Here is a 26,193-nt window from a genome sequence, read left to right on the forward strand (position 1 = left end):
AACTTAAAATATAAGATTATACAAGAACAGAGTCATAGAGATCCTACAAACATTATTTCTATTTTTGAGTTTTTCACTTACGCTTAAATCCCAAAGCCCGTAAACGTTGCTCAATCGAAGGATGTGTTGCAAAAGCATTACTTAAAGATTTCACAGGATCAATATCCGATGGATTAAAGAGATATGATGCCTGCCTGACCTGCTCATGAGGCGTATTACCGTATTCCTCTGAATAATGCTCCGCATATTGCTGATGATCGTCGCTAATTTTGAGTAATGCCCGAGCTAAAGGTTCATTGTCACGCATTAACTCTACGCAGCCTGCATCAGCCATATATTCACGTGTTCGACTTAAGAATAAGGTTAACAAAATAGTAATTAAAGGCAAGACATAACGAAGAACTATAATAACCATTAATAATCGATTGTCTCCACGTCTTCCATCTCGTTTAAATACTGCTGAATAAAACAACATATCCACTGCAATCAAAAGAATATTACTCAAAACCGCCACCATTAGGGTTAATTTAATATCATAGTGACGAATATGACTTAATTCATGAGCCATTACTGCTTGCAGTTCTGCCCTATTCAACTTTTCTATTAAACCTCGGGTAATTGCAACCATTGCTGATTTTTCACTATACCCGCTTGCAAACGCATTCATATAATCTGCTTCGATAATAAAAACTTTGGGCATATACTGCAAACCAGCAGCAACCTTCATTTCCTCGACTACATTATATAATTGTTGTTCCTGCAAATTTTTGGCTGTTTTGGGTGTAATCTCACGATATTCGGTACCTAATAACATAATGCGATCGTAAAATGCATACGTTATTAACAATGATACTACAGCGAAACCAACCATAAGAAGTGTCGCATAGGGAGTGACCTGCAGACGAATCAACGCAAGAAAAATTTGCTGTAAAGGAACCTGTGGGTAAGCTGATTGCAAAACAAACAAATCAGCAACAAAACCCACAGCAAAAAAAATTGCAACAAAAAAAGCGATTACCGCATACGTCTTGCGTTGATTCAACTGTATTTGCGCGCGCCAATTCGCTACACCGCCATGATAGTCTTGAAGACTCATATTCTAAACTCAAAATTTTACGGTATAGTCTTCTTTTGCTTGAATCTGCTCTTCAGGAAGTCCCCAGTAAACAAATTCTTTATCTAGTGTAGAAGCAAACATAGATACCACCATGGATTCAAAGAATGATTTCTTTTTAGCGTTATAACGTTCTATGCCATCGTTATAAGCCTGCTTGGAATAGGCCAATTTATTTTCGGTATTGACGATTTCTTCCTGCAATTGCATGACATTTTGACTTGCTTTCAAATCAGGATAATTTTCAAATACTAAATTAAGTCCAGATGCAATCTGTGAAATTTGGTTTTCTGCAGCAATGCGCCCTTCTTCGTCCCCTGCGGCTTTAGCTGCTTGAGCTTGATTACGCAAAGCCACGACATCTTTTAAGGTAGTTTGCTCGTAATCCATGTATTTTTTTACAGCTTCAATTAAAGATTCAAATACCTTAAAGCGTCGATCCAGTTGGATATCTATTTGTTTTTTGTCGTTATTAATCGCCTCAATTAAGTGGATTAATGTATTGTAAATACTAATAGCCCATAAAAATATAAGTACTACAATAATGATAAGGGCAATAAAAAAAGTACTCATTTTTCTTCCTATGTAAAATTTTCTACAATTTAGTTATAGATCGAAAATGATAAAAAAAACAGGGGAATTTCTGAGGGGTGTTGAACTAAACCGTAAGAGCGAGCACGATGAGTCAAAATAAAATTGGATGGTGTATCCATTTTCATCTTATTATTTATGTTGGATAACCTGTTTCTATTTTGCAGCACAAAATGATGTATATCTTGGATCAATAATTGAGTTCTTGTTTTACGCATACAACTATTCAATATTATGAACGAGCCTCGACAATTCACTAGATTCAGCCAAAATAGTTTTAGAACACCAAAACGCAGCGTACATAAAATATGTGATTAGCGAAGCACGTAAAATTGCACTATTTTGACCAAGACAGTAAAACTGTCAATTCTAAGCTGGGCAAATTATCGCACATTCAAAATAGGTTTCAAAAATTGTCCCGTATAAGAAGCCGCACATTCAGCAACTTGCTCTGGCGTTCCTGTTGCCACAATACGCCCCCCTTTGCTGCCGCCTTCAGGTCCCAGATCAATAATCCAATCTGCCGTTTTAATGACATCCAAATTATGTTCAATAATTACAATCGTATTCCCTTGCGATCGCAAACGGAATAATACTGCCAATAACTGCTTGGTATCATGAAAATGCAATCCTGTTGTAGGCTCATCAAGAATATATAAAGTGCTTCCTGTATCCCGTTTTGATAACTCACGGGACAACTTAATTCTCTGAGCTTCACCTCCTGAAAGAGTAGTCGCACTTTGTCCCAATTTAATATAAGACAAACCTACATCCATCAAAGTCTGACACTTTCTGGCTAATGCTGGAATTGCTGCAAAAAAATGACTTGCATCTTCAACAGTCATTTCTAAAACTTCGTGAATATTTTTACCTTTATATTGAATATCAAGAGTTTCTCGATTGTAACGCTTTCCTTTGCATACATCACATGATACATAAATATCAGGCAAAAAGTGCATTTCAACTTTAATAAGGCCATCTCCCTGGCAGGCTTCACAACGTCCGCCACGGACATTAAAGCTAAAACGTCCTGGCTGATAACCGCGTGCTCTAGATTCAGGAGTTGCTGCAAATAATTCTCGGATATGAGTAAAGATACCTGTATATGTAGCTGGATTGGAACGAGGAGTTCTGCCAATCGGGCTTTGATCAATATCAATTACTTTATCGCATAAACTTAAACCAGTAATCTCCTTGACCGAACCAGGAGTATATAAACTTGCCCTATTTAACAGATTCGCGGCGCTTGGATATAAAGTATCATTGATCAGACTTGATTTGCCTGACCCCGAAACGCCCGTAATGCAAGTAAGTAAGCCCAAAGGAATACTGACATCGACATCAAGTAAATTATTACAAACCACTCCTTTCAAATGAATCATTTTTTCGGTATTAACAGGTAACCGAGTGTCAGGGATCGCTATGGATTGCTTCCCGGATAAATATTGCCCCGTCAATGAAATAGGTGATTGCATAATTTCTTGTGGCGTACCGTGAGCAACAATTTCACCACCATGTATCCCAGCCCCTGGTCCTATATCCAGGACAAAATCAGCACTTCGAATCGCATCCTCATCATGCTCTACTACGATGACCGTATTTCCCAGATTCCGCAAATGCATCAATGTTTTTAATAACCGATCATTATCTCGTTGATGCAGTCCAATAGAGGGTTCATCCAAGATATACATGACACCAACCAGGCCTGAACCAATTTGACTGGCTAAACGAATACGCTGTGCTTCTCCGCCTGATAAAGTTTCAGCACTCCGAGTTAATGAAAGGTAATCCAACCCTACATTAACCAAAAATCCTAATCGCTCAACAATTTCTTTATTAATTTTCGCCGCAATTTCACCCTTATATCCTGTCATCCGTAAATTTTTAAAAAACACATAAGCTTTTTCAATCGAATATGCAGTAACTTCAGGTAAATTTTTATCATCTATAAACACATGCCGTGCTGCTTCGCGTAATCGTGTACCATGACAACTCTGACAAGGACGAGATGATAAATATTTAGCAAGCTCTTCACGTATCATTCCCGAATCAGACTCGCGATAACGCCGCTGCATATTCGGAATAATTCCTTCGAATGCATGTCGCTTTACCATATACCCACCGTTGGGCCGATGATAATGAAAATCTATAATGTCACCTCCACTGCCGTATAGAACAATTTGCCGCACTTCTTCGGGCAAATCGCAAAATGCAGTATCGGTATCAAAGCCGTAATGTTGTGCAAGCGACTCAAGCATCGAGAAATAATAAGTGGTTTTTTTATCCCATCCACGGATGGCTCCTTCGGCCAAACTTGCTGTTTGGTCATGGATGATCCGCTCAGGATCAAAAAACTGATCAACCCCCAATCCATCGCAAGAAGGGCAAGCTCCTACAGGATTGTTAAAAGAAAAAAGCCTGGGTTCTAACTCACTGAGGCTGTATCCACATTCAGGACAGGCAAATTTGGAAGAAAAAACGAGATCAGCAAATTGATCCTCCATAGAGGCTACTATTGCAAGACCTTCTGCCAAATTTAAAGCATTTTCAAATGACTCACTTAAACGCTGAGCAATATCAGGTCTGACTTTAAAACGATCCACAACGACTTCAATAGTATGTTTCGTGCGTAAACCTAGCTTAGGAGGGGAATCTAACTCATAAAGCACACCATCAATACGCGCACGTACATAACCTTGAGCTTGCAATTGCTGCAATAACTGGACCTGCTCTCCTTTGCGTTCACGCACCACTGGAGCCAAAATCATCACTTTACTGTCAGTAGGCAAAGCTAAAACCTGATCTACCATCTGACTAATCGTTTGCGCATGCAGGCTAACGTGGTGTGTCGGGCAACGAGGTTCTCCTACACGTGCATAAAGTAAACGTAAATAATCATAAATTTCGGTAATAGTACCCACTGTAGAACGAGGATTATGGGAGGTCGCTTTTTGCTCGATAGAAATTGCCGGAGATAAACCTTCTATCGAATCAACGTCAGGTTTTTCCATCATTGCTAGAAATTGCCGCGCATAAGCGGATAAAGACTCCACATAGCGACGCTGCCCTTCTGCATATAAAGTATCAAAGGCTAAAGAAGACTTACCTGAACCGGATAACCCCGTAATTACAATTAATTGATCACGTGGCAAATCCAAGTCGAGATTTTTAAGATTGTGGGTTCTTGCACCACGTATGGTGATAGTTTGCATAAAATTCGATAAATTGGTTTAAACAACTGAGTTTGGTTATATTTCGCGGCTACAAACTATATAATTATACGCAAAAAAAATAAAAAATCACATTCAATCTATTTCACCTAGCAAACATTTACCTTGCAAAGATTATTGGAGACATATTTTTACTGCAAATTTTATACTACAATAAAAGATTAAGTTATTCTTTTTAAAAAGTTAATCGGATTCAAATATGCAGTTTTTTTACAAGGATTCTGTTATGGCTCATATTTTTCATACCCTCATGTCCTCTTTATATACCAAGCAATAATCAAGTGTTTCAATGGGTAAAAAAGGAAAATTCATGAATACCTTAACTCGTTTTAAATTTTTTCTCTGGACATTTAGTCATTTTAAAGTACCCTTGCTCGGTTATTTAAGACCGCGACTGCTCCAGCTTAATGATACTGACATTATTGTTTGTCTGCCCTTAAAAAGACGCAGTCGCAATCATTTACATTCCATGTATTTCGGTGCCCTATGTGCTGGCGCTGACTTGGCAGGAGGTTTACATGCCTTTTATCATGCGTCACAGAAGCGACTTAAAATTTCCCTTGTTTTTAAATCGTTTCAAGCACAGTTTTTACGTAGACCTGAATCTGATGTTTATTTCGTTTGTCATGAAGGAGCAAAAGTCAAAATCATGTTAGAAGAGTCTCAAAAAACTGGAGAGCGAGTGACGCAACCTATTCCGATCAAGGCTTATACGGATTATCCCAGTATGACAGAATTGGTTGCGGAATTTATTTTAGAATTGTCAGTAAAAATACATTCTTAGTTTAATTCGATTTTTAAAATGCGATCGAAATATACAAAAATTAGTCATTGATTTATCTAGAATAACAGGCGAAAATATTGCCAAACTGTGATATTCTTAATGCCGGCGAATATTGACAGCGTACAATTTATGACTTCATTAGGCTATCTGTAATGATATTTGAAGAATATATAAAATTATTAGAGTCATTTAAGCAGAACCAGATATCTAAATTACTGGAACGAATTGACACTAAAATTTTTGATATTCTATACAGCAAGCACGTTAATCCTCGCATAGTGCCTTATTTCCCTCGTTATGAATTTTGCTTCATGTCGGATGAAACAGAATTAAAGCCCGGAAAGATATACATAAGGGAACAAAAGGGAAAAATAGCCTACTCAGTCATCACGCCCGACCAAAAGACGATCAAAGATGCCATTTTAGAAGAGTTTGAAGCTCCATCACCATTTACATATAAAATTGCCTTGATGACTGAGGGCGGGAAACTGGAAAAGGGCTCCTTTTATGTACGTAGGGTCAAAACAGGTCTTGAATACACGGTTCTTGATCCCACAGGTAAATTGGTCACTGCTGTAATCCAAAATGAAGAACTCAAAATTAATTTAAACGCAGGCTTTACTCCTAAAGACCTAGAGCCTTTTATGCCCGAGATTCTTGAGATTACATCAAAAAGAAATCATACCCTCCCTTTTATACTGGATGCTTTTAAAGCACGAATTCTGTCAGCCACCTCAAGAAAAGGCCACACATCATGGGCCCCTTTTTCTAATTACTCTCTTGATCCTGATAATATTTCGCAAATTAAAAAGCTAATCAATGCGCTTTACTATGCACGCCTGACCTTTTTAGATTTGGAAAACATAGATGTCAGAAACATAAAACGAACCGGTTCTGATCTCAAATTACTCTACGGTAAAACAATTGACCTGGCTTATAAAGCAAGTTACCTGCTCACTCATTTAGATATTGATCTCAGAGAGATGTTTCAAGAGGAATTATCCCTTATTCTGCCTTTATTTAGCCAAATACAATCTTTTGCAAAAAAACATGCACATGAGAAAAAAGCTCTAGTAAAAGCACTTGAACCTATGCCTTTAGCCTATAAAGTAGGTGAAGTAGCAGGAATCGCCGTAGATCAGCTGCGCCCCCTTAGCGGGGATGTAGATTATAATTTTCTTACTCAATTCAGTGCGGTTTTACCAAGCTACATTGATAAACTAACCCATTACATAGAACAATTTTCTTCGCAAATTAAAGAGTCTGAACCCAAACTTAATCAAGAAAAGCTGGATCAGTTACAAAAAGCCGCGCTTAATTTATTGAATGATATAGAAAACTTAAAAGGAAACAGCGTTTTTGTTTCACTTAAATTTTTAAATTACATTCATATAATTCGCAATATAATCACTTTATCCATGAGTTCTTTAGAACAAATAGGAGAGCTCAGTGAATCATCTCAGGATTTGATCCGTGATAAATTAGCGCAACTTAAGTATGAGGTGTTACCTACTTTATTTGGTTTAGTCGATAAAATCGAAGATTACGCCATGCTTAAGCCCGGGACGTTATCTGTTCCTCTGATGGAAAAGATCAAATCCTTGTATGAGAAAATACTTTATTTACCTAAAAAAGCAATTGATTTTAAGACAAAAGGAGAAGAGCTACTCGAGATAGAAGACTCTCGATTTATCGAATTAAGGTTGGAAATGACCTATAAAAGGATCGATAAAGCCAATAAAACATTATATAAGATTCAAAAAGCATCTATCGCATGCACGCAATTTTTTGCACTATTAAAGGACACACGTTATAACAACCTTCGTTTGTATCAACTCCCCCCCGAAGTAAAGAAAGAACTAACAAAACACTATAAGCTTCTCAAGCCTTATATGGCCCAACTTGATATCGATTTAAATGAACTTATTATCTCGAGATTGACAGGGCCTGAAAAAGAAGACTGGTACTCTTTTATAGGAAGACCTGTGCGTTTCGTAAGGAGGCAGCTTCCTGCAGACCACGCAAGTTGCGTTTTAGCAAAAGAAAAAGCACTGACTGATTTAATTACTAAAGATGAGAACAGCCAGCTTTTTCATATTAATTTAAATAAAGACTTAATTGATTCAGTTCATAAAAAGGCAAATCTAGTTTTATTCCCGTATAGTGAAAAAACGAATGTGTATACTCTTGATGAATCAATTCCGCTGCAACTTGAGCAAGATAAAGATAAAAAATCCAAACTCACAAAAACAGAGTTTCAATGGGTTCAATATACTTATTTGCGTTTTATACAGTTAGTAAAGACACACATAGCAGCAAAACCCGCTCTATATGAAAAGAGTTTGGATCTAAACAATCTTGACGATAAAGTCAAAAATAGGTGCCATCAGTTATTCAAGGAGTTCCAACCTTACTTAAGTTCAATTGCCTCATCTGAATTTAGAGATTCAACGAAAAGTTTGGAACACTATTTATCGGATTTATTTAGCAAAAAACAGATCACAAACATCCCATCAATAGAACTCTTTGAGGAATTGGATAAAAATATCCAAGAGTTCCTCGACCGCATCAATTTGGAGTGGATGAGTAAAAATGAGTTTCAAAAAATTCTGGGGTCCTATAATCGCTTTGCCCAGATAATAAAAAAACAAATTGAAGACAAACCACAGCTTTATGCAAATAACTTGCTGCTAACAAGCCTTGATGATAAAGCAAAAGAAGAATGTCGTAATTTATTTCCTGTTTTTCAACCCTATTTAAAATATGCAATACCGCCTGAATTCAAAGATGCTGCTCAAAATTTTGAGAACTATTTAGCTGCGTTACTTGAAAATAAACCAATAGAAATTTTAGAAGCACCACCCGCATCTTTGTTTTTGCAGTTGGACAAACATGCCCAGGATTTTTTTGCCAAATGGGAAGATAAAAGCCAAGCATATTATAATTTTGCCAAAAACACATTTCTTGACGAAAAAGAGTCCCAAGCCCTGACTGCTAAACGCAAAAAAGATGCAAAACTGCATTTTAAAACAATAGAAGGCGATAAATTACTGCGAAATCCTGAGCAATTAACTGCAGATCAAACTCTTGAGATCTATCAATGGTATCGAAATAAGCATAATAAATTTCTGGTTGTGCAAAATGCTTATGTTCAATTTATTACCTTGCTCAGAAAGGAAATACAAGCACGACCTCAGATTAATAGGAATATGTTGCTTTTGGATCGTCTCGATCCCAAAGTAAAAGATCAATGTCGCAATTTATATAGTATTTTTCAACCCTATTTCATTTGTGCCGTGCCCCCTGAAATGAAAGAGGATGCTTTGAAATTTGATAAATATTTGGTTGCCCTCTTATCAAACAGAACAATGCACAGAAAAGATGCCCCATCAGTTCGAATGTTCTTAGATTTAGATGGACATTTCCAAGAATTCTTTTCGCGCATCACAGATGAATGGAATCGAAGAGCGCAACGGTTTTATGACTCAGCTCAAGAAAAATTTACCCTTGAAAATAATTCAGCGGTACTAGAACCAGCCCCCAAAACGGGTAGAGAACACTATGTCATCCAGCACAAAAACTATTCCAAGTGCATTCATGAGTTTAGGCAATCCTTATTTGAGGTGACTAAACTATTCAATGATGCAATGAAAAGAGAGTTAACTCCTTATTCAGAGAGATCACAACCTGAAGTGATAGAGGTAATTCCGATAAAAGAAATAGTTACCAGTTTGAAAAATGTTGTCGTAACTCCCTCCACACCGCCATTCCCTGAGATGGAGGATAACAACCAGCGATTGACTCAAAGCAGACAAGTTTGTGCTTTAAAAGACATATTTAACAGTATGTTCCATTTAGAAGGGGTAGTCCTTGAACTAGAAAATTTAAATAATCAAAGTGCAAAAAGCCGTTATGTTTACTATTTATTACAAGCTTATGGACATCTTAATGAAATTATTAAGTCAGCCAAACGTTTGGCTACCGATCCCCATTTGGGATTCATGGCGCGTGATTTAATTGGTAAGGCTCAAAATCTTTATGCAACATTCCAGGAACATTCTGATGCATACCAGATTGGCCCCGAACAGGTTCCCTATGGATCCACAAAAGTAGAATACAATCCACTTTGGTATGTTCTTAATGCTTTTTATATTGGCCCCAAACACATTAGAGCTTTAAAAAATACGAATTATCTAACAACTGAAGAGTTGAATGAATTACATCTGCGCGCCAAAAAAGCAACCTTGATTATAGAGGCTCTGATTAAGAATTCTGATTCTTATTTTAAATTGTTCCTGCAAACACCAAATATGATTTACCTATATCAGGAGCTTACAACAAAACTCAATGAATTTACGAGCACTTCTCATGATGGAATAATGGATAATCTCGAGAAGATGCGATCTAAAATATTTACTCCAATGCTTCTTGAAGCGGATCGCTGGGAAAACAGATTAGGACTTGTCCCAGGAACATTCTCAGGTCCATTAAGACAAATCATAGATGAATTCTTTAAAGGATTATTACATCCTCTGGACTTGAATTCAGCGACACGTATACGGTTAGTTTGTGATAAAGAACCTCTGCAGACAAGAATTGAACTCACTAGAAAACAGGTTGGCAGTACAAAAAGATATCTAAAAAAAATAGATAAAAGTTTCAAAACTATTGAAAACCTATACCAATGGTATCTTGAAGTGACAACGCCTGTCGACTTGTTGGATCTTTCTACTGCTACCCGACCAAGAGTTCCTCTGGAGCACGCTAAAATTGAGTTATGTGCCGCTTATAAAAAAGCATTACCTAAACTGGCAAAACTTAAGCAAGATAAAAAAGTCGAAATCGCCCCCAGCCAATACCCTGAAGATCATAAACTTGATAAACTATGTAACTCTGGACTTAAAGCCTATGATCCCCATTTTACTGAAGTCGAAGCGTTAATTGTTGCAAGTCATCATTACTACCTGGGCGTAAAAGCAACCCATCAAATGCGGCTAGACACTGCAAAAGAAAAATTGGGTTATCTAGAGGGCCTGGTTCCAATCCAGGAACAAGAGAAACTGGCTTTTATTGAAAAATATACTATTGAGTCATTCGATAAACATCAGAAAGTAATGCGCAATCGTCCCATAGGCTTACAATATACAGACAAAGAATACAGAACCGAACTTAAAGCTTACTTACTGAAACTCAAAAATGACATTATTACTCAATCCAAAACAGCGGAAGATATTGATCAAAACATCAAAAACCTGTTGAAAAAAGAAATCAGTAAATTTGAAAAAAAATACTATGCTGCATATTATCATCTCGATGCAGTACAAGTCGCTCTGGCTCAATTTAAAATTTATTTTAGCAAAAAAACTTCCTTATTTGAAAATGAACAAACTTTAAATAAAAAATCAAAACTTATTAACAAACTGGATAAAATTGCTAACGATAAGACATTGAAAATTCAAGAACGTTTAGACAAGATAAGAAAACAATTTGAAGAGCCTCTTTTTACAAAAAATGCACAAATTATTCTGGCACATAAACAAGTCGATACTTTAAGTTTTGATTACTTAAAAATGTGCTTTTTTTCGCTGCTTGAAGCATTGGGTTTGTACACCCCATCCCGACAAAAACTTTTTAATGAAATCAACGATGCGGTAAAAAATCCCCCTCCACTCGGGGAGCTTACAAAACGTTTTGGTCTGTTTGCCACCACCTCTAAAGAAGTAGAAACTAAAAGGTATGAAGCGCCCGCTATGCCTATAGCAACTCCCTAAGTTTGTTCGGGAAGATGAGGGCAGCGACATCTGGTGCATCATCGATTCTGAGTTCCACTGTTCCATCAGGCGATAAATAACTAACCTAAAGATTCTTCATCCTCTAAATGTTCAGCTGCAGCTTTTTTTGAATGATCTTCTGCTAACCACAGATACATTGCGGGAACAACAAAAAGAGTAAACAAAGTACCAATTGAAATACCCATTGCGATCACTAAACCAATATTATAACGACTCTCAGCGCCAGCGCCTGTAGCAAAGATTAATGGTATAACCCCTAAAACCATAGCTGCTGTGGTCATTAAAATAGGGCGCAAGCGAATTGCAGCAGCAGCTTTAATCGCATCTAACTTTTTTTGCCCGTTCGCTTGTAAGTCATTGGCAAATTGCACAATCAAAATACCATGCTTACTAATGAGGCCTATTAATGTAACCAAACCAACTTCACTATAAATATTAAGATTAGCATTACCAATACCCAAACTAACAAAAATCATTGCGCCGCAAATCGACATAGGCACGCTAATCAAAACAATAAGTGGATCACGGAAACTTTCAAACAAAGCAGCTAATGACAAAAAGATAATAATTAACGCAAAGAAAAAAGTGATAATTAGACTGGCGCCTTCTTGAATAAATTGTCTTGATTGAGACGCGTAATCGATGTAATAGCCTTGAGGCAAAATCTCTTTGGCAATATTAGCCAATGTATCCAAAGCTTGCCCCATAGACACACCAGGAAAAGCAACTGCTGAAATTGTTGCCGAATTGAGCTGTTGAAAATGATTTAAAGATTGAGGAACTACTTGTCGCTGCAATGTAGCAACTGTAGAAAGAGGGATCGAATCTCCTGCAGCGGTCCTCATATAATAATTCAATATTTGATCAGTATTTAAACGCGTCTCCCTCTTTACTTGTGGAATAACCTGATAGGAACGTCCCGCGAAATTAAAATAGTTAATATACCCCTCACTCAATGCCGACCCAAATAAATTGCCAATGTCCTGCATAGTTAAACCAAACTGGGATATTTTATCGCGATCTAAATTGACCTTAGTCTGAATTTTATCGATTTTGAGATCAGGATCAATAAAAGCAAAAATACCTGTAGCATAAGCCTTTTCTAAAATACGTTGTAAAATCTCGTTCAATTTATCAAAAGTTTCTGTCGTATTAATCACAAATTGAATAGGAAGCCCACTCCCGCCTCCGGGTAATGAAGGTAACTGAAACGCAGCTACTTTAGCCCCGGCAATCTTATTAAGTTCTTCTTGAACTAAAGGCTGTAATTGATTCGATGTTCGTTGGCGTTGATCCCAAGGTTTTAAAACCATGCCGACTATGGATGTATTTAATCCTTGAACACCATCAACTTGAAAAATATGATCCGTTTCAGGATATTTTTTAAAAATCTCATTCACTTCATTGGCGTAAAGTTTCGTTTGGGCCAATGATGAATTGGCCGGCGCTGTAACTTGGGCAATAATAATCCCTTGATCTTCTTGCGGTGCCAACTCCGATTCTGTAGTAATAAAAAGAAAATAGTTACTAAAAAGGATAATCACAGCAAAAACAATAACAACTGGCAAATGATTTAAGGTTGCCGACAAAATTCGCTCATAAGATTTCTCGAGTTTTGCAAACGAATTATCAACATAAGTCATAAAACGTCCCTTGCTATCCCCCTCCCCTATTTTAAGGAATTTGGAACACATCATCGGTGATAAAGTTAATGCAATTACTGCCGAAACAGTTACTGCACCAGCAAGCGAAAAAGCAAATTCGGTAAATAAAGCCCCAGTCAAACCACCCATAAAACCAACAGGCAAATAAACAGCAATTAAAACGACTGTAATTGCAATAATTGGATTTGCCAATTCACGTGCCCCCAATAATGCCGCTTTAAATCGAGTTTTTCCTTCCTCTATGTGGCGTTGCACGTTTTCTACAACAATAATCGCATCATCAACTACCAAACCAATTGCAAGCACCATAGCTAATAGAGTTAACAGGTTAATTGAATAACCCAAAATGAGCATAACCCAAAAGGCTCCAATAAGAGATAAAGGAATAGCAATAATTGGAATAACAACAGAACGAATCGATCCAAGAAAGATAAAAATAACAACTGTTACAATAAAAAATGCTTCTAATAAAGAAAGGATGACTTCATGGATGGAAGAATTAACAAATAAACTGGCATCATATACAATTTTTCCTTGCAAACCTTGAGGCATCTGCTCCTGAATTGTGGGAAATATTTTTTTTATATCATCAATTACCGTCAAAAGGTTAGCCGAAGGCGCCACAACAATACCGATATAAACTGCTGTTCGCCCATCAAAACTGACTGAAGTATTATAATTTTGTGCCCCTAGATCTACAGTAGCCACATCGCCCAAACGAATGATTGCTCCATTTTGCGCTTTAATAATCATCTTCTTAAATTGATTGACGTCAGTTAGATCGGTACTTGCAGTAAGATTTTGGACAAACATCTGTCCATCGGTACGACCCACCGCTGAAATAAAATTATTATTGGCAAGAGCAGTTCCGATTTCTGCTGCAGAAATACCGTATCCTGCCAACTTCACCGGATCGAGCCATGCGCGTAAAGCAAAAGTTTGATTTCCAAGTATTTCTGCTTTTTGGACTCCATTAACTGCCTGCAGTTTCGGCTGTACTACCCGAATCAAATAATCAGTAATTTTATTAATAGGTAATTCTTCGCTATAAAATCCTATGTACATCGAATCAATCGTTTGTCCAACCGTAACAGTAATCACTGGCTGTTGGGAATTTGCAGGGAGCTGATTCAGTACTGCATTCACTTTGGTGGTGATATCGGACAAGGCTTTCAAAGGATCGTAATTTAGGAGAAGATTTACTGTAATCGTACTTGTGCTAGAAGTACTGATAGACGTCATATAATCAATACCACTAGCCTGAGCTATTGAATTCTCTAAAGGAGTAGTAATAAAACCGGCAATAACATCAGGATCTGCACCAGTATAAGTCGTAGTAACCGTTACTATGGCATTTTGTGTAAACGGATATTGCATTATGGGTAAAGAATTAATAGAGCGTAAGCCCATTGCTAAAAGCATTAAGCTAATCACTGTAGCCAGTACAGGCCTTTTAATAAAGATATCCGTAAACCGCATTCTTACAATCCTTAGATTATTAATTTAGCCGAAGCAACTCACTTCATAAACTCCTCGTATACTGAGCGTGGGTGTAACACAGCAAATCCTTAAGATATTTCCACAAATACTTCCAATCTACGCACTGCGCTGTCCTGGGCAGTTCTCACAAATTTTTTTTACCCTACCTACCGCACTTTATGCGCGGTATCCAGAAGATCTTGCTTTTGATACAATTTTGATTCATCGGTACACCTTCGATACCGCGCATAAAGCGCGCTACGTAGTGGGTGATATTGTGTCTACCTCAAGTGAACCATTGAATGAATTCCTCATTGCTCAAGTTCCGCTTCACCCCGACTACAAAATGCTTACTATCCTGTATACCGCTATTGCTCTACTACCTTTGGTAATGCCTCATTACTTGGTTGTATTCCATTGTTGATTACAACACGGCTGCCATTTTTAAGCTTCAATTGACCACTGGTAACCACAATATCTCCTGCGTGCAGTCCCTTTAAAATAGCAATTTGATCCCCTCGTGTATCGCCAACGGTTACAAAAACCTGTTTGACTATAAGAATTGGTTTATTATTGCTGTCTTTTTGTTTGCTTTCTTTAACCAGATATACAATATCTCCATAAGGGTTAAAGCTAATCGCTGATTGCGGTAAAGTCAGATAGCTTTTTTTCATTCCGGCAGCAACTTCAACTCGAGCAAACATACCTGACTTCAGTTGAAAATCAGGATTAGGGATAGTCGCTTCTACCAGCACATTGCGAGTAGCACTATCGACAATAGGTTCAATGGTAGTGATTTTTCCTTGAAAAAACTTGTCAGGAAACGTATTAGTGGTGAGCTTTACTGTTTGTCCAAGCTCTAACGCACCTAAATCTTGCTGGGGTAAATAAAAATCAACATAAATTGGATCTAAGGATTGTAATGTGGTCACTGTATCCCCTACATTAAGATACTGCCCTGGATTAATTCTATTAATGCCTAATTGTCCCGCAAAAGGGGCACGGATTGTCTTTTTTTCCGTAGTTGCAGCTTGTTCAGCAACTTGGGCTTGTAAATTTTTGAGATTCCATTCATCAGCATCTACCGTTTGCTTACTTACTGCGTGCACAGCAAATTGCGCCTTATTACGTTTATAGGTAATTTTTGCCAATTCGACCTGAGCTTGTAATGAATGCAATAATCCAAGTTCGGTCCCTGCATTTAATTGCACCAAAACAGCGCCCTTTTTAACCGTTGCCCCCGGCGTGAAATAGATTGTCTGTACCATACCCGCAAGCTCTGTAGTCACATTCACACCAAGGCGTGTACGCATACTCCCTACCGCTTTTAAAGAAGGTTGCCATAATGAAGGCTCAACTTTCATTGTGGATACCGTAACTGCAGGTGACTGCGATTTGAGGAAAAATTGATTTCTCATATAGTTAGTAAAAGCCTTCCAACCAAAAATCAGGCCGAAAAGGATACTCACGAAAACTAACATAATAATCATCTGTTTTTTCAAAAAAATTTCTTTCATCATAGACACTCTTTGACACACCAAGGTTTATGCCACCAGCCCCCACCTAAGGCCTGGAATAATGCAGCCGTATCGCTGTAACGCACCGCTTGAGCTTGAATACGACTGATTCGCGTCTGTTGGTACTGCTGTTGCGCGTTTAATAAATTGATGTAACTTACCCCACCTAAGCGATATTGTTTTAGCGTAAGATTTAAAGCATCTCGTGCTGCATTTTCGGCTTTTATTTGTGCTTGCAATGTACGTGCATCGACTTCCAATCCTCTTAAAACATCTGCCACGCTTTGAAAAGCTTGTAATACAGTTTGTCTATACTGGGCGGCAGTCTGTTGATAGGCCGCGATCGCAGCACGTCGCTGTGCCATTAAAGCCCCACCATGGAACAAAGGCTGAACCACTTGTCCGGTTAAAGACCAAACCTCATGTTTTTTAGTGAACAGGTTTGCAAAGGAAGTATTAAGCCATCCCTCATTAGCGGTAATGGTAAATTGCGGAAATAAATTGGCTGTTGCTACCCCAATTTGGGCGCAGGCTTGATGAAGTAAGGCCTCAGAAGCACGCACATCAGGACGTTGGCGGACAAGATTTGAAGGCAAGCTCACAGGCAGTTCTCTGGGTAATTTTAAGCGATCCAATTTAATAATGGGTAAAGGGGCTTCCGGAAAAACACCTACAAGCGTAGCTAAAGCGTGTTTGGCCTGAGATAAGTTTTTTTGGAGTGGCGGTAAAGTCGCTTTGGTCTGCTCAAGCAAGGTTTGTTGGGTCAGTACTTCCTCTTGGGAAACGCCTCCTAATCGATATTGTTTATTTAAAATATTAAGAAGCCCTTGTTCTGCCTTAATTAAATCAACAGTCGCATCAATTTGTGCTTGATAGGATGCAATTGCTACTGATGTAGTAACGATGTTAGAAGTCAAGGTCAAATAAGCAGCAATTACTTGAAATTGCTGATAATCAACCTGGGCTTTTAATGCTTCAATTTGACGCCGGGCTCCCCCAAAAACATCCAAGGTGTAGGATAAATTAAATGAAGTATAAACGAGATTAAACGTTACACTATCGGATGGAAGACCTATTTGTAAGCCGGAATAACGCTGTCTCTGCACCATCTGGCTCGCATCTATTGACGGCCACATTGAATTGCCAATTTGAACTTTGAGATTTTCCTGGGCTTCACGCAAAGCCGCAGAAGCCGCAGCTAAATTGGGGCTATTGGTTAACCCCATGCGAATAAGTTGATTCAATTCCGGGGAATGATAAAGCTCCCACCACAATAAAGGAATATCTTTATTGGTAATAAAAGCTTGGGCTTGGCCACCTGCTCCAGGAGTGCTTACGGTTTTTGTCGGTAGCGGTTTTTCAGTATACTTTTTGACTTTAGGTGGATTAGGTGAATGAAAGTTAGGTCCAACCATACACGAAGTTTGCAGCCCTGTGCTCAGCGATATGAGGGCAAAAACCTTTAGATGTTGTCTCCAATCAAACACTAACTACAATCCTTTGCAAATCATCCCATGAATAATTATTAATTTATCATGGATCAGCATGGGTTGACAGTTTTAATGAAACTGAATTGTCATTTTATTGAATACACTTTTAGTGCAATACAATTGAATAACAAATGAACATAAAGTATAATCAATGGCTTTCTGTTCGTCTATGCCCCCTCTAGAATAGATGCATTGAAGCAATAAAGGAAATGAATTATGCCTACTGTAAAAATCACAGGAATGGGATCTTATTTACCTAGAAACAAAGTTCTTTCTACAGAACTTGATTTTCAACTTAATTTACCCAAAGGAAGTGTACAAAAAAAATCCGGATTGATTTCACGATACTTTGCATCTCCAGATGAAACAACCTCTTATATGGGAGCACAAGCAGCGCTGGTTGCAGCGCAGCAAGCAAATATTAAATTAACAGAAATTGATGTCATCATCAGTGCTTGTGGCGTGGGAGAACAAGCAATTCCCTGTACTTCTGCATTAATTCAAAAACAATTGGGGTTAGAACAATCAGGAACTGCCTGTTTTGACGTAAACAGTACGTGTTTAAGTTTTATTAGTGCCTTAGACATTGCCTCGTATTTGGTCGAAGGAGAACGATATGAACGTGTTCTTATTGTTTCCAGTGACATTGCTTCAGCGGGATTGAATTGGCAAGATATGGAAACATGCACCATTTTTGGTGATGGAGCTGCCGCCTGTATCCTTGAAAAAAGCAATGGAACAAATCGAATTTTATCGTCACATCACGAGACGCACAGCATTGGCAAGGTAAATAAAATATTAACCACGTTATATTAATATATTATGCCTCTCTAATGAAAATCGATGATCAAAGCAATTATCTGGAATTTCCCGGTGTAACCATTATTGCTGATGCAGGACAAACAAATCAAAAACTATGGCAGGATATTTACTATTTTCTTAAAAACACTTCAGTTCTATGTAACTACTTTTCCCCTCTACCTTACCAAAGCTATCACATGACGACCTGTAATTTGTATACTCAACAAGAGACTCCGGAAAACTGGCTTTCTTTTATATCAAAAAAACTGACGATTTTTCAAAAAATGAATAAAAGACTGCTTGAATTAAATTTTAATATCTCAATTTCAGTTGAAGCTGTAAATTATTTTTCTGAGTTACAGTTAATTTTATCTATTCCTTCAGAGCAGCAAACAATTATTCAACAATTTGCAGAGGAGTTTGGCTTAAAAAATAAAATACCCACCGTATTTCACATTACTTTAGCTTATGGATATAGAGAAATTGAGGATGAACAGGTCTTTAAAGAAATTAAAAATAAGATGGAAGAATTATTAAAAATTTGTCAACAATATGAACAAAAAATTATTTTATCTCCGCCAAAATTATGTTTTTTCCGCAGTATGGAACAATTCATTCCTTGGGATGGAGCGATCAATCCATTTATTGTAAAATCATCCGCAAACCCCTTGCGTTTATTTAGCAGTGAGAAGGGAATGCAAAAGAACGAAGTGGCTAAACCTTCCTTTTGTATCACTATGTAATCAAAGAATTACCATCAAACGAATATACTCCCTATAGCATTTTCTATAGGGAGCAGAAAAAGAAATTATCGTGATGCTCTTTGAATATCTTTACCCACGGTAGAAACGTCTTTTCCAAAACCGTGAACTGTTCCACAAGAGCTTAGTAAGCCAAGTGTTGTAAGACAAATACTTACAATTGCTATTTTTTTCAGAGTGTTCATAGTTTTTCCCCTCTTTTTGTTTTTAAATTTTCCTTTATGTAGATTATTCTAGACCATATTTTCATAAAGTTAGAAATTAATAATAAGTTTAAGTCATATGATCATTAATGTATTTTCCAAAAAAATATTGATACCTTGGATGATAACTGCTCCTAGCGGGAGAGAGGCAACTGGGACAAGGCTACAGTTGCGTCGATAGGAGTTTCGCCACTTTTTTCAAGCAGAACCTAGATACGCACAACTGAAGGTATTGCAGCAGAGTGATTGTTTTGTATTCAATACTTCCCTATAATCGCAGCGGATTTAATAATAAAAAAAGGGGCTCTGTTATGAAAAAATGGATGGTACTGGCAACAACCAGTTTGATAATGATGAATGCACACGCCGATAAATCTTGGTGTGGTTATAAAGATTATTTTCGTTTAAGTGATGCATCCCACCCTGGCATCTATGTTGTCAGTGGATTTAACGATCAAGATGTTATTCTTCAATTAATTGGTCCTCGCAGTTTTGAGATCCGAGACTCATTCGCATGTCGCAGCGGCTATGCTCATGTTACTGTTGCCTATGATGCCGAGAATTGGTGTGTTCTTGATATTAAAGATGGCCCATTGATGAACCATCCAACTGTTAGCGCTTCATGCAACGGAATTCGCTATATTAATACAGTATATGATGGCATTGGTAGCTATTCTTATACCATTAATCTTGATTAATACAACAAAAACCTTGGATTAGGATAAAGGCTCAAGGGACTACCTTTATCCCATCGTTCTACCCTACCTTAAGAGAATAAGGTGCTGCCTTGGTTTTTCTCTTGCCCATATCTAAAGACCAACCACCACCCAGAGCTTTAATTAACTGGATACTGGCAATTTGCCGGCGAGTACGGATGTTGATTAATGAAAGTTCTGATTGTAATGCAGTATTTTCAACAACTACGACTTGCAGAAAAGTAACAAGCCCTCCTTTATAGCGATACAACTCTTGCTCCCAAGCCCGTTTGGCCGCACGAGCCGCTGCTTTTTGAGTCCGATATTCTTTATCAAGCTGATGAATCGCAATCAGATTATCCTCTACTTCCTGCAATGCAGTTAATACTGTTTGTCGATACGTAGCAACTGTTTCAAAATACTGAGCTTTAGCCTGATTTAATAAACCCCGCAATCGACCACCATCAAAAAGTGTTACTTGTGCTACAGGTTGGCTTAAGGTCAATAAACTCAGAGGCCCAAGTGACCAAAAAAGGCTTGGTTTGGAGATGAGATTCGCCAGGCTCCTGCTTTGAAAACCAGCACTTCCCGTTAATTCGATTACTGGAAAAAAAGCAGCTCGTGCTACACCAATATTTGCATTTGCAGCCTGAACCCGCGATTCCGCAGCAACAATGTCAGGTCTTCTATCCAGAATAGTTGAAGGCACATTTGGCGCTATTGCCAGGAAAACTCTAGGTGATTTAGCGGGAGATAAGGAAAAATTACTTGGTATTTCTCCCACTAATACTGCGATTGCATGTTCAAACTGAGCTCGTTGTAACCGTATATCTTCCGCCTGTGTTTTCGCATTCTCAAGTTGCGTTTCTGCTTCATCAACATCAGCTATAGGTGCAGCCCCACCTTGATAACGATTTTTTGTTAAATAAAGAGCTTGTTGATAGGCAACAACTGTCATATTCAATATGCGTTGCGCCTCATCACTGCCTCTTAATGCAAAATAATTATTCGCAAGCTCTGCTTGCAAACTCAAACGAATGGAAGCCATATCCGCCGCACTTGCATTCGCACTACGTTCACTGGCAATGACCGAATTGCGGATACTTCCCCACGCATCCAGCTCATAAGAGAGAAAACCACCTAGCAGAAATTGATTAAAAACCGGCGTAGTTACAGGATTCGCAACCGTTCGTGAATTTTGCTGTCTATCCGCATTGAATAAGCCTTGAATCGTGGGAAAAAAATAGGAGCGAGCCACTTGTACCAGTGAAACTGCTTCCTGAAAATGAGCATAAGCCAATTTCAAATCTTGGTTTGCATTATTTAGTTGGTTTTCCAAATCATTTAATACCGGATCATGAAAAGCCTGCCACCAACCATCTGGGGCAACAATTCGTGGTGTGGATTTAATTTCCACCCATTGACCTGGTTCCTTGAAATGTTCAGGAATAGGCATGGCAGGACGATGATATTTTGGAGCAAAAGAACACCCCATTAATGCAAAAACAAGGACACTAACACCAATAGATTTCTTTCCAAGCCCTGCTGCGGCGGGAAATTGTTTTGTCAATACGGTGCTCGAATTCTCATATGACTTCATGTATCCCGTTGTACGCTCGGTTTCTCCTTGCACTTTTTTCATGAAACAACTCGCACAGTTTCCCCATTTCTAATTGCATCTGGAGGATTAAGTACAACTCGATCACCAGGTAATACTCCTGTGGCAATTTCAACTTTTGAACCAAAATCACGTCGAAGAGTAACGGACTTTAAGACAATCTTATTGTCTTTGTCTAATGTTGCTACCTGTAATCCTTGCGCCTGAAAGAGCAAAGTATTGACAGGTAAAATCACCGTCTTAGGAGGAATAGGTAAAGTAAACCAAACTTCAGTGTAACTACCAGGCAACAATTCTCCATTTTTATTCGGAGAAATAAATTGAGCAAGTAAAGTACGCGTCTTAGGATCAATTGCTTGTGCTGTTTCAAATAATTTGGCAGGGAAAACTTGCTTGGGATGCTCCGCGAAATGGAGCTCTACAGTCATATTCGGCTTAATTCGAGAAGAAAAATACTGGGGGATTTTAACATAAATTCGCAGAGGTTTTGTTTGGGCAATACGAAATAAGGGTGGGGCTGTTGCACTACTCCCTGCGTCAATTAAATCACCAATATCTGTAGCTCGAGCCGTGATGACTCCATCAAAAGGGGCTATGACACGTTGAAATCCGACTAACTCTTGCAAATGTTGCAAATTGGCCTTTGCTGCAAACATCGCTGCTTCTAAAGCTGCAGCCGTACTTACTTTTTCGTCCGTTTCCTGTTGGGAAACGGATTTCGTTTTTACTAAATTAAGCCAACGTCTCGCAGTAATTTGTGCCAATTGATTATTCGCTATAGCGGTCTTCAAATCAGCTCTCGCTTGACGCTCTTGTGCATCAAGCTCAGGCGTTTCAATAACGGCCAGTAAATCACCTTGTTTCACATGGCTGCCAATATCTACATACCATTTTTTTATATAACCATTAGCACGTGCAAAAATAGGTGACTCATGCCAGGCTTGAACATTACCTGGTAAAATAATTTTGTCCTCTCCTTTCTCTTGTTCCGCTGTCATCACGCGTACTACAGGAACTGCAGCCGCAAGAGTCTCATTACGTAAACTGATCGCTGCGGAAACACGAAAAATAATGATCACCAAAATAATAAATAAAAAAACAGTAATCGCAATAACCAGTCTTCTATGCTTGTGGCCCTTTATATGTGATTGAATTGTTTTAAGCATGTTCCTTCCTTTGCTTCTTTTTCAATTTGCGTTGATGAATGACGTAAAAAACAGCCGGGACAAAAAAGAGCGTAGCCATTGTTGCAAAAGATAACCCCCCAATTACTGCCCTTCCTAATGGAGCATTCTGTTCACCACCATCCCCCAGGCCCAGCGCCATAGGAAACATACCAATTATCATGGCTAATGCAGTCATCATTACGGGTCGTAAACGGGTCTTTCCTGCTTCAAGCGCTGCTTGCATTGGATCATTTTCAGTTGCCAGATGATCTCGAGCAAAACTGATAATGAGGATGCTATTTGCTGTTGCAACCCCCATACACATAATTGCTCCTGTAAGGGCTGGTACACTTAATGCAGTATGGGTAATAAATAACATCCAAGCAATTCCAGCAATAGCAGCAGGTAATGCGGTAATAATGATAAAGGGATCAGTCCAAGATTGAAAGTTAATGACAATCAGCAGATAAACTAACAAAATTGAGAATGCTAATCCCCAATACAACCCATTGAATGCATGTTCTTTAGTATCAATCTGCCCACGAATCGCTACAGAAGAGCCTTTAGGCAAATCTTTATACGTGGCCCGAATAATTCTTTGGATGTCTTTGGTTACTGCGCCTAAATCTCTATCTTGTATTGAAGCAAAAATATCAATCACTGGCTGAACGTTATAATGTGACTCAACAACTGAAGTCACCATACGCTTCAATTTTGCAAAAGAACCTAAAATTTGCAGCTGGCTAGGTCGCATGGTTAAACTTCCAAGCGGAATATTAAGCAAATCATTTAATGACGTCATCACATATTGCGGTGCTTGGGTAACAATCGGATAAGAAACCCCATTTTTAGGATCCAGCCAGAAGGTAGGTGTGGTTTGAAAACTACCCGAAAGGGTAACCAACAAATCAGTAGCAACATTGAGCTGAGTAAATCCAAGTTCCTTTGCCAAACTACGATCAACATCCACAAAAAATTCAGGATAATTATTGGATTGTCTTATGCGCACATCAGTAAGTCCTGGAACCCGTTTTAACTGATTCATTAGGCTATTAGCATAATGAGCATTGTCTTCTTTTTTTAAACCAATAACCTGGATGTTAATAGGTGATGGCAAACCAAAATTGATAATTTGGTTTACGATATCTGCGGGTAAAAATGCAAAAGTAACTTGCGGAAAACGATCCCTCAGAACTGCTCTTAATTGATGCACATAATCCGAACTGGGTCTATGCCCATCTTTTAAAGAAATTAAAATGTCTGCATCTTCCGGGCCGTTCGTTGCTGAGTTGCTGTAGGATAAATTAATTCCACTTACCGGCAGCCCAATATTATCAACAATACTACCCAAATCCCTGGGAGGTATTACCTGGCGAATCACTGTATCAATATTATCCACTATACGTGCTGTTTCTTCTACTCGAGTACCTGTCGGTGCACTAATATGTAATTTAATTTGCCCTGCATCCACATCAGGGAAAAAATTCGAACCAAGCCATGGCCAGAGTAATACTATTGAAACACCAACAAAAGCTAAAAAACAGGGAATAAAAACTTTAGCATTATTCAATACCCAAGATAATGACTCAGAATACCGCGAACGTAATGCAGTAAATTTTTCTTCGAATGCTTCGTGTAGGCGAGAAAATCGACCCTTATTTTTCTCCTCAGACCTCGGATCATGTTTGCGTAACCAATACTTTGCCAAAGTAGCAACAAGTGTACGTGATAAAATATAAGACATAAGCATTGCAAAAATTACTGCTTCAGCTAAAGGCACAAATAAATATTGAGCGACTCCCCCCAAATAAAACATCGGCACGAAAACAATACAAATACATAGGGTTGATACCAGCGCAGGGATTGCAATCTGTTTCGCACCATCAAGTATGGCTTGTTCTACTTCCTTACCTTGCTCCAAATTCCAGTTAATATTTTCAATAGCAACGGTAGCATCATCAACTAAAATACCTACAGCAAGCGCTAAACCACCTAAAGTCATAATATTGATTGTCTCTCCTAAAGCAGAAAGAATAGTAATCGATGCAATAATGGATAAGGGAATGGACAAAGTGATAATCAAAGTACTGCGCAGGCTGCCTAAAAAAAGTAAAATCATAAGTCCCGTTAATGCTGCAGCAATTACACCTTCAGTAATAACGCCCCGGATAGCGGCAGTCACAAAGATTGATTGATCCGCAAAATAGGATAAATTAAGTCCTTCAGGAAGCATATCCTTAACTTTAGGTAATAACGCTTTTACCCGATGAACGATATCTAAAGTCGATGCACTCCCTGTTTTTTGAATGGACATCATTACTGCCCGTTGTCCATCTACTCGCACTATATTGGTTTGTGGTGCAAATCCATCTCGAACATGAGCAACATCACGGATATATAAAACTCGGCCCGGGGTGGATTTAACCGGCGCTTCATTTAATTCAACTGCTGAAAGCGGGCTACCATTTAATTTAACGATGTATTCATACTGACCTATTTTTTGTGTTCCTGCAGGTATAATAAGGTTTTGTGCAAGAATGGCATTATTAATATCTTGTGCAGAAACCCCATAGGTTTGCATCGCTGGAATATCCAAATCAACCTGAATTTGACGTACTTTTCCTCCATAAGGATACGGTAACGCAGCTCCTTGAACTGTTGCAAGTTGCGTACGAAGAAAGTTATTCCCCAAATCATTTAACTTTTGTTCCGGGATGGTCGCACTCGACAATACAAGTTGTAACACAGGAACCGTTGAGGCTTTATAGTTTAGTATTAATGGCGGTAAAGTCCCTGGCGGCAAATTACGCAGTATCGTTTGTGCAATTGCCGTGACCTGACTCAAAGCCATATCGACATTCACATTGGGATGGAAGAATAATTTGACGACGCTGACGCCAATGAGTGATTCAGACTCAATATGTTCAATATCATTTACTGTAGTCGTTACAGCACGCTCAAAAACACTCGTAATGCGGTTACCCATTTCATCAGGAGGTAAACCAGTGAAGCTCCATACAACACTCACAACGGGAATATTGATATCAGGAAAAATATCTGTAGGAGTGCGCATTATTGCCAAAGGCCCAATGATAAGAAGCATTAAAGCCATTACAATAAACGTGTAAGGTCGCGAAAGTGCAATCCATACAATCCACATAAATATCCATATCAACTATTCTAAAAAGAGACTCATTATATCAATGAAATACATTAAATTTTAAGAAGAATTAGGAGTTTTTCTTATTTAATTTCGCATCCAAAGTCACAAAGATGGTATTGCAAAGC

The 26,193-nt window shown here is 38.3% G+C and carries 14 protein-coding genes and 1 pseudogene; 5 read left to right on the forward strand and 10 right to left on the reverse strand.

Translation table 11 applies throughout. The features are described 5' to 3' along the window. Positions 1-73 precede the first annotated feature (73 nt). From htpX to uvrA, 3 genes are all read right to left on the reverse strand, one after another. On the reverse strand, positions 74-1,096 hold the full coding sequence (gene htpX, locus DY223_RS13965; protein WP_058458757.1) for a zinc metalloprotease HtpX: 1,023 nt from the start codon (positions 1,094-1,096) through the stop codon (positions 74-76). Positions 1,097-1,105: 9 nt separating this feature from the next. After that, the gene (locus DY223_RS13970; protein ID WP_058458758.1) at positions 1,106-1,687 is read right to left on the reverse strand and encodes a LemA family protein; all 582 of its coding nucleotides are present in this window, start codon (positions 1,685-1,687) and stop codon (positions 1,106-1,108) included. Positions 1,688-2,088: 401 nt separating this feature from the next. Next, positions 2,089-4,917: an excinuclease ABC subunit UvrA gene (gene uvrA / locus DY223_RS13980; RefSeq protein ID WP_058458759.1), complete on the reverse strand. Its 2,829-nt coding sequence runs from the start codon at positions 4,915-4,917 to the stop codon at positions 2,089-2,091. A gap of 328 nt (positions 4,918-5,245) precedes the next feature. Between uvrA and DY223_RS13985 the strand changes: the two genes are divergently transcribed. Both DY223_RS13985 and DY223_RS13990 read left to right on the forward strand, forming a co-directional pair. Beyond that, positions 5,246-5,719, forward strand: coding sequence for a DUF4442 domain-containing protein (locus DY223_RS13985; protein WP_058458760.1), 474 nt, complete (start codon positions 5,246-5,248; stop codon positions 5,717-5,719). 152 nt (positions 5,720-5,871) lie between these two features. Next, positions 5,872-11,490, forward strand: a complete 5,619-nt coding sequence (locus DY223_RS13990; protein WP_058458761.1) for a hypothetical protein — start codon at positions 5,872-5,874, stop codon at positions 11,488-11,490. An 80-nt stretch (positions 11,491-11,570) separates the two neighbouring features. On the opposite strand, the gene DY223_RS13995 is transcribed toward DY223_RS13990, so the two are convergent. From DY223_RS13995 to DY223_RS14005, 3 genes are all read right to left on the reverse strand, one after another. Further along, on the reverse strand, positions 11,571-14,654 hold the full coding sequence (locus DY223_RS13995; protein WP_058458762.1) for an efflux RND transporter permease subunit: 3,084 nt from the start codon (positions 14,652-14,654) through the stop codon (positions 11,571-11,573). A gap of 368 nt (positions 14,655-15,022) precedes the next feature. After that, positions 15,023-16,171 carry an efflux RND transporter periplasmic adaptor subunit gene (locus DY223_RS14000; protein ID WP_058458814.1) on the reverse strand — a complete coding sequence of 383 codons (1,149 nt, stop codon included), beginning with the start codon at positions 16,169-16,171 and terminating at the stop codon, positions 15,023-15,025. Further along, positions 16,171-17,658: an efflux transporter outer membrane subunit gene (locus tag DY223_RS14005; RefSeq protein WP_058458763.1), complete on the reverse strand. Its 1,488-nt coding sequence runs from the start codon at positions 17,656-17,658 to the stop codon at positions 16,171-16,173. The genes DY223_RS14000 and DY223_RS14005 overlap by 1 nt, the downstream gene beginning before the upstream one ends. Positions 17,659-17,877: 219 nt before the next feature. Between DY223_RS14005 and DY223_RS14010 the strand changes: the two are divergent. Then, positions 17,878-18,444: pseudogene (locus DY223_RS14010) on the forward strand (beta-ketoacyl-ACP synthase III); the annotation flags it as partial. Between the two features lie 50 nt (positions 18,445-18,494). After that, positions 18,495-19,205: a DUF1868 domain-containing protein gene (locus DY223_RS14015; protein ID WP_058458764.1), complete on the forward strand. Its 711-nt coding sequence runs from the start codon at positions 18,495-18,497 to the stop codon at positions 19,203-19,205. A gap of 65 nt (positions 19,206-19,270) precedes the next feature. Here DY223_RS14015 and DY223_RS14020 read toward each other — a convergent pair whose 3' ends face one another. Beyond that, positions 19,271-19,408, reverse strand: a complete 138-nt coding sequence (locus DY223_RS14020; protein WP_082642410.1) for an entericidin A/B family lipoprotein — start codon at positions 19,406-19,408, stop codon at positions 19,271-19,273. Positions 19,409-19,737: 329 nt separating this feature from the next. On the opposite strand from DY223_RS14020, the gene DY223_RS14025 reads away from it, so the two are divergent. After that, positions 19,738-20,124: a hypothetical protein gene (locus tag DY223_RS14025; protein WP_058458765.1), complete on the forward strand. Its 387-nt coding sequence runs from the start codon at positions 19,738-19,740 to the stop codon at positions 20,122-20,124. A 58-nt stretch (positions 20,125-20,182) separates the two neighbouring features. On the opposite strand, the gene DY223_RS14030 is transcribed toward DY223_RS14025, so the two are convergent. Genes DY223_RS14030 through DY223_RS14040 form a run of 3 tightly spaced genes read right to left on the reverse strand, consistent with a single transcriptional unit; the run spans position 20,183 to position 26,065 of the window. After that, positions 20,183-21,763, reverse strand: a complete 1,581-nt coding sequence (locus DY223_RS14030) for an efflux transporter outer membrane subunit (protein ID WP_082642411.1) — start codon at positions 21,761-21,763, stop codon at positions 20,183-20,185. Further along, positions 21,760-22,905 carry an efflux RND transporter periplasmic adaptor subunit gene (locus DY223_RS14035; RefSeq protein WP_058458766.1) on the reverse strand — a complete coding sequence of 382 codons (1,146 nt, stop codon included), beginning with the start codon at positions 22,903-22,905 and terminating at the stop codon, positions 21,760-21,762. Before DY223_RS14035 ends, DY223_RS14030 begins: the two co-directional genes overlap by 4 nt. Continuing rightward, positions 22,898-26,065: an efflux RND transporter permease subunit gene (locus tag DY223_RS14040; RefSeq protein ID WP_058458767.1), complete on the reverse strand. Its 3,168-nt coding sequence runs from the start codon at positions 26,063-26,065 to the stop codon at positions 22,898-22,900. Before DY223_RS14040 ends, DY223_RS14035 begins: the two co-directional genes overlap by 8 nt. Positions 26,066-26,193: the final 128 nt, after the last annotated feature.

Origin of the sequence: Legionella bozemanae, assembly GCF_900450575.1 — a bacterium.
In the GTDB taxonomy this organism is placed as follows: domain Bacteria; phylum Pseudomonadota; class Gammaproteobacteria; order Legionellales; family Legionellaceae; genus Legionella; species Legionella bozemanae.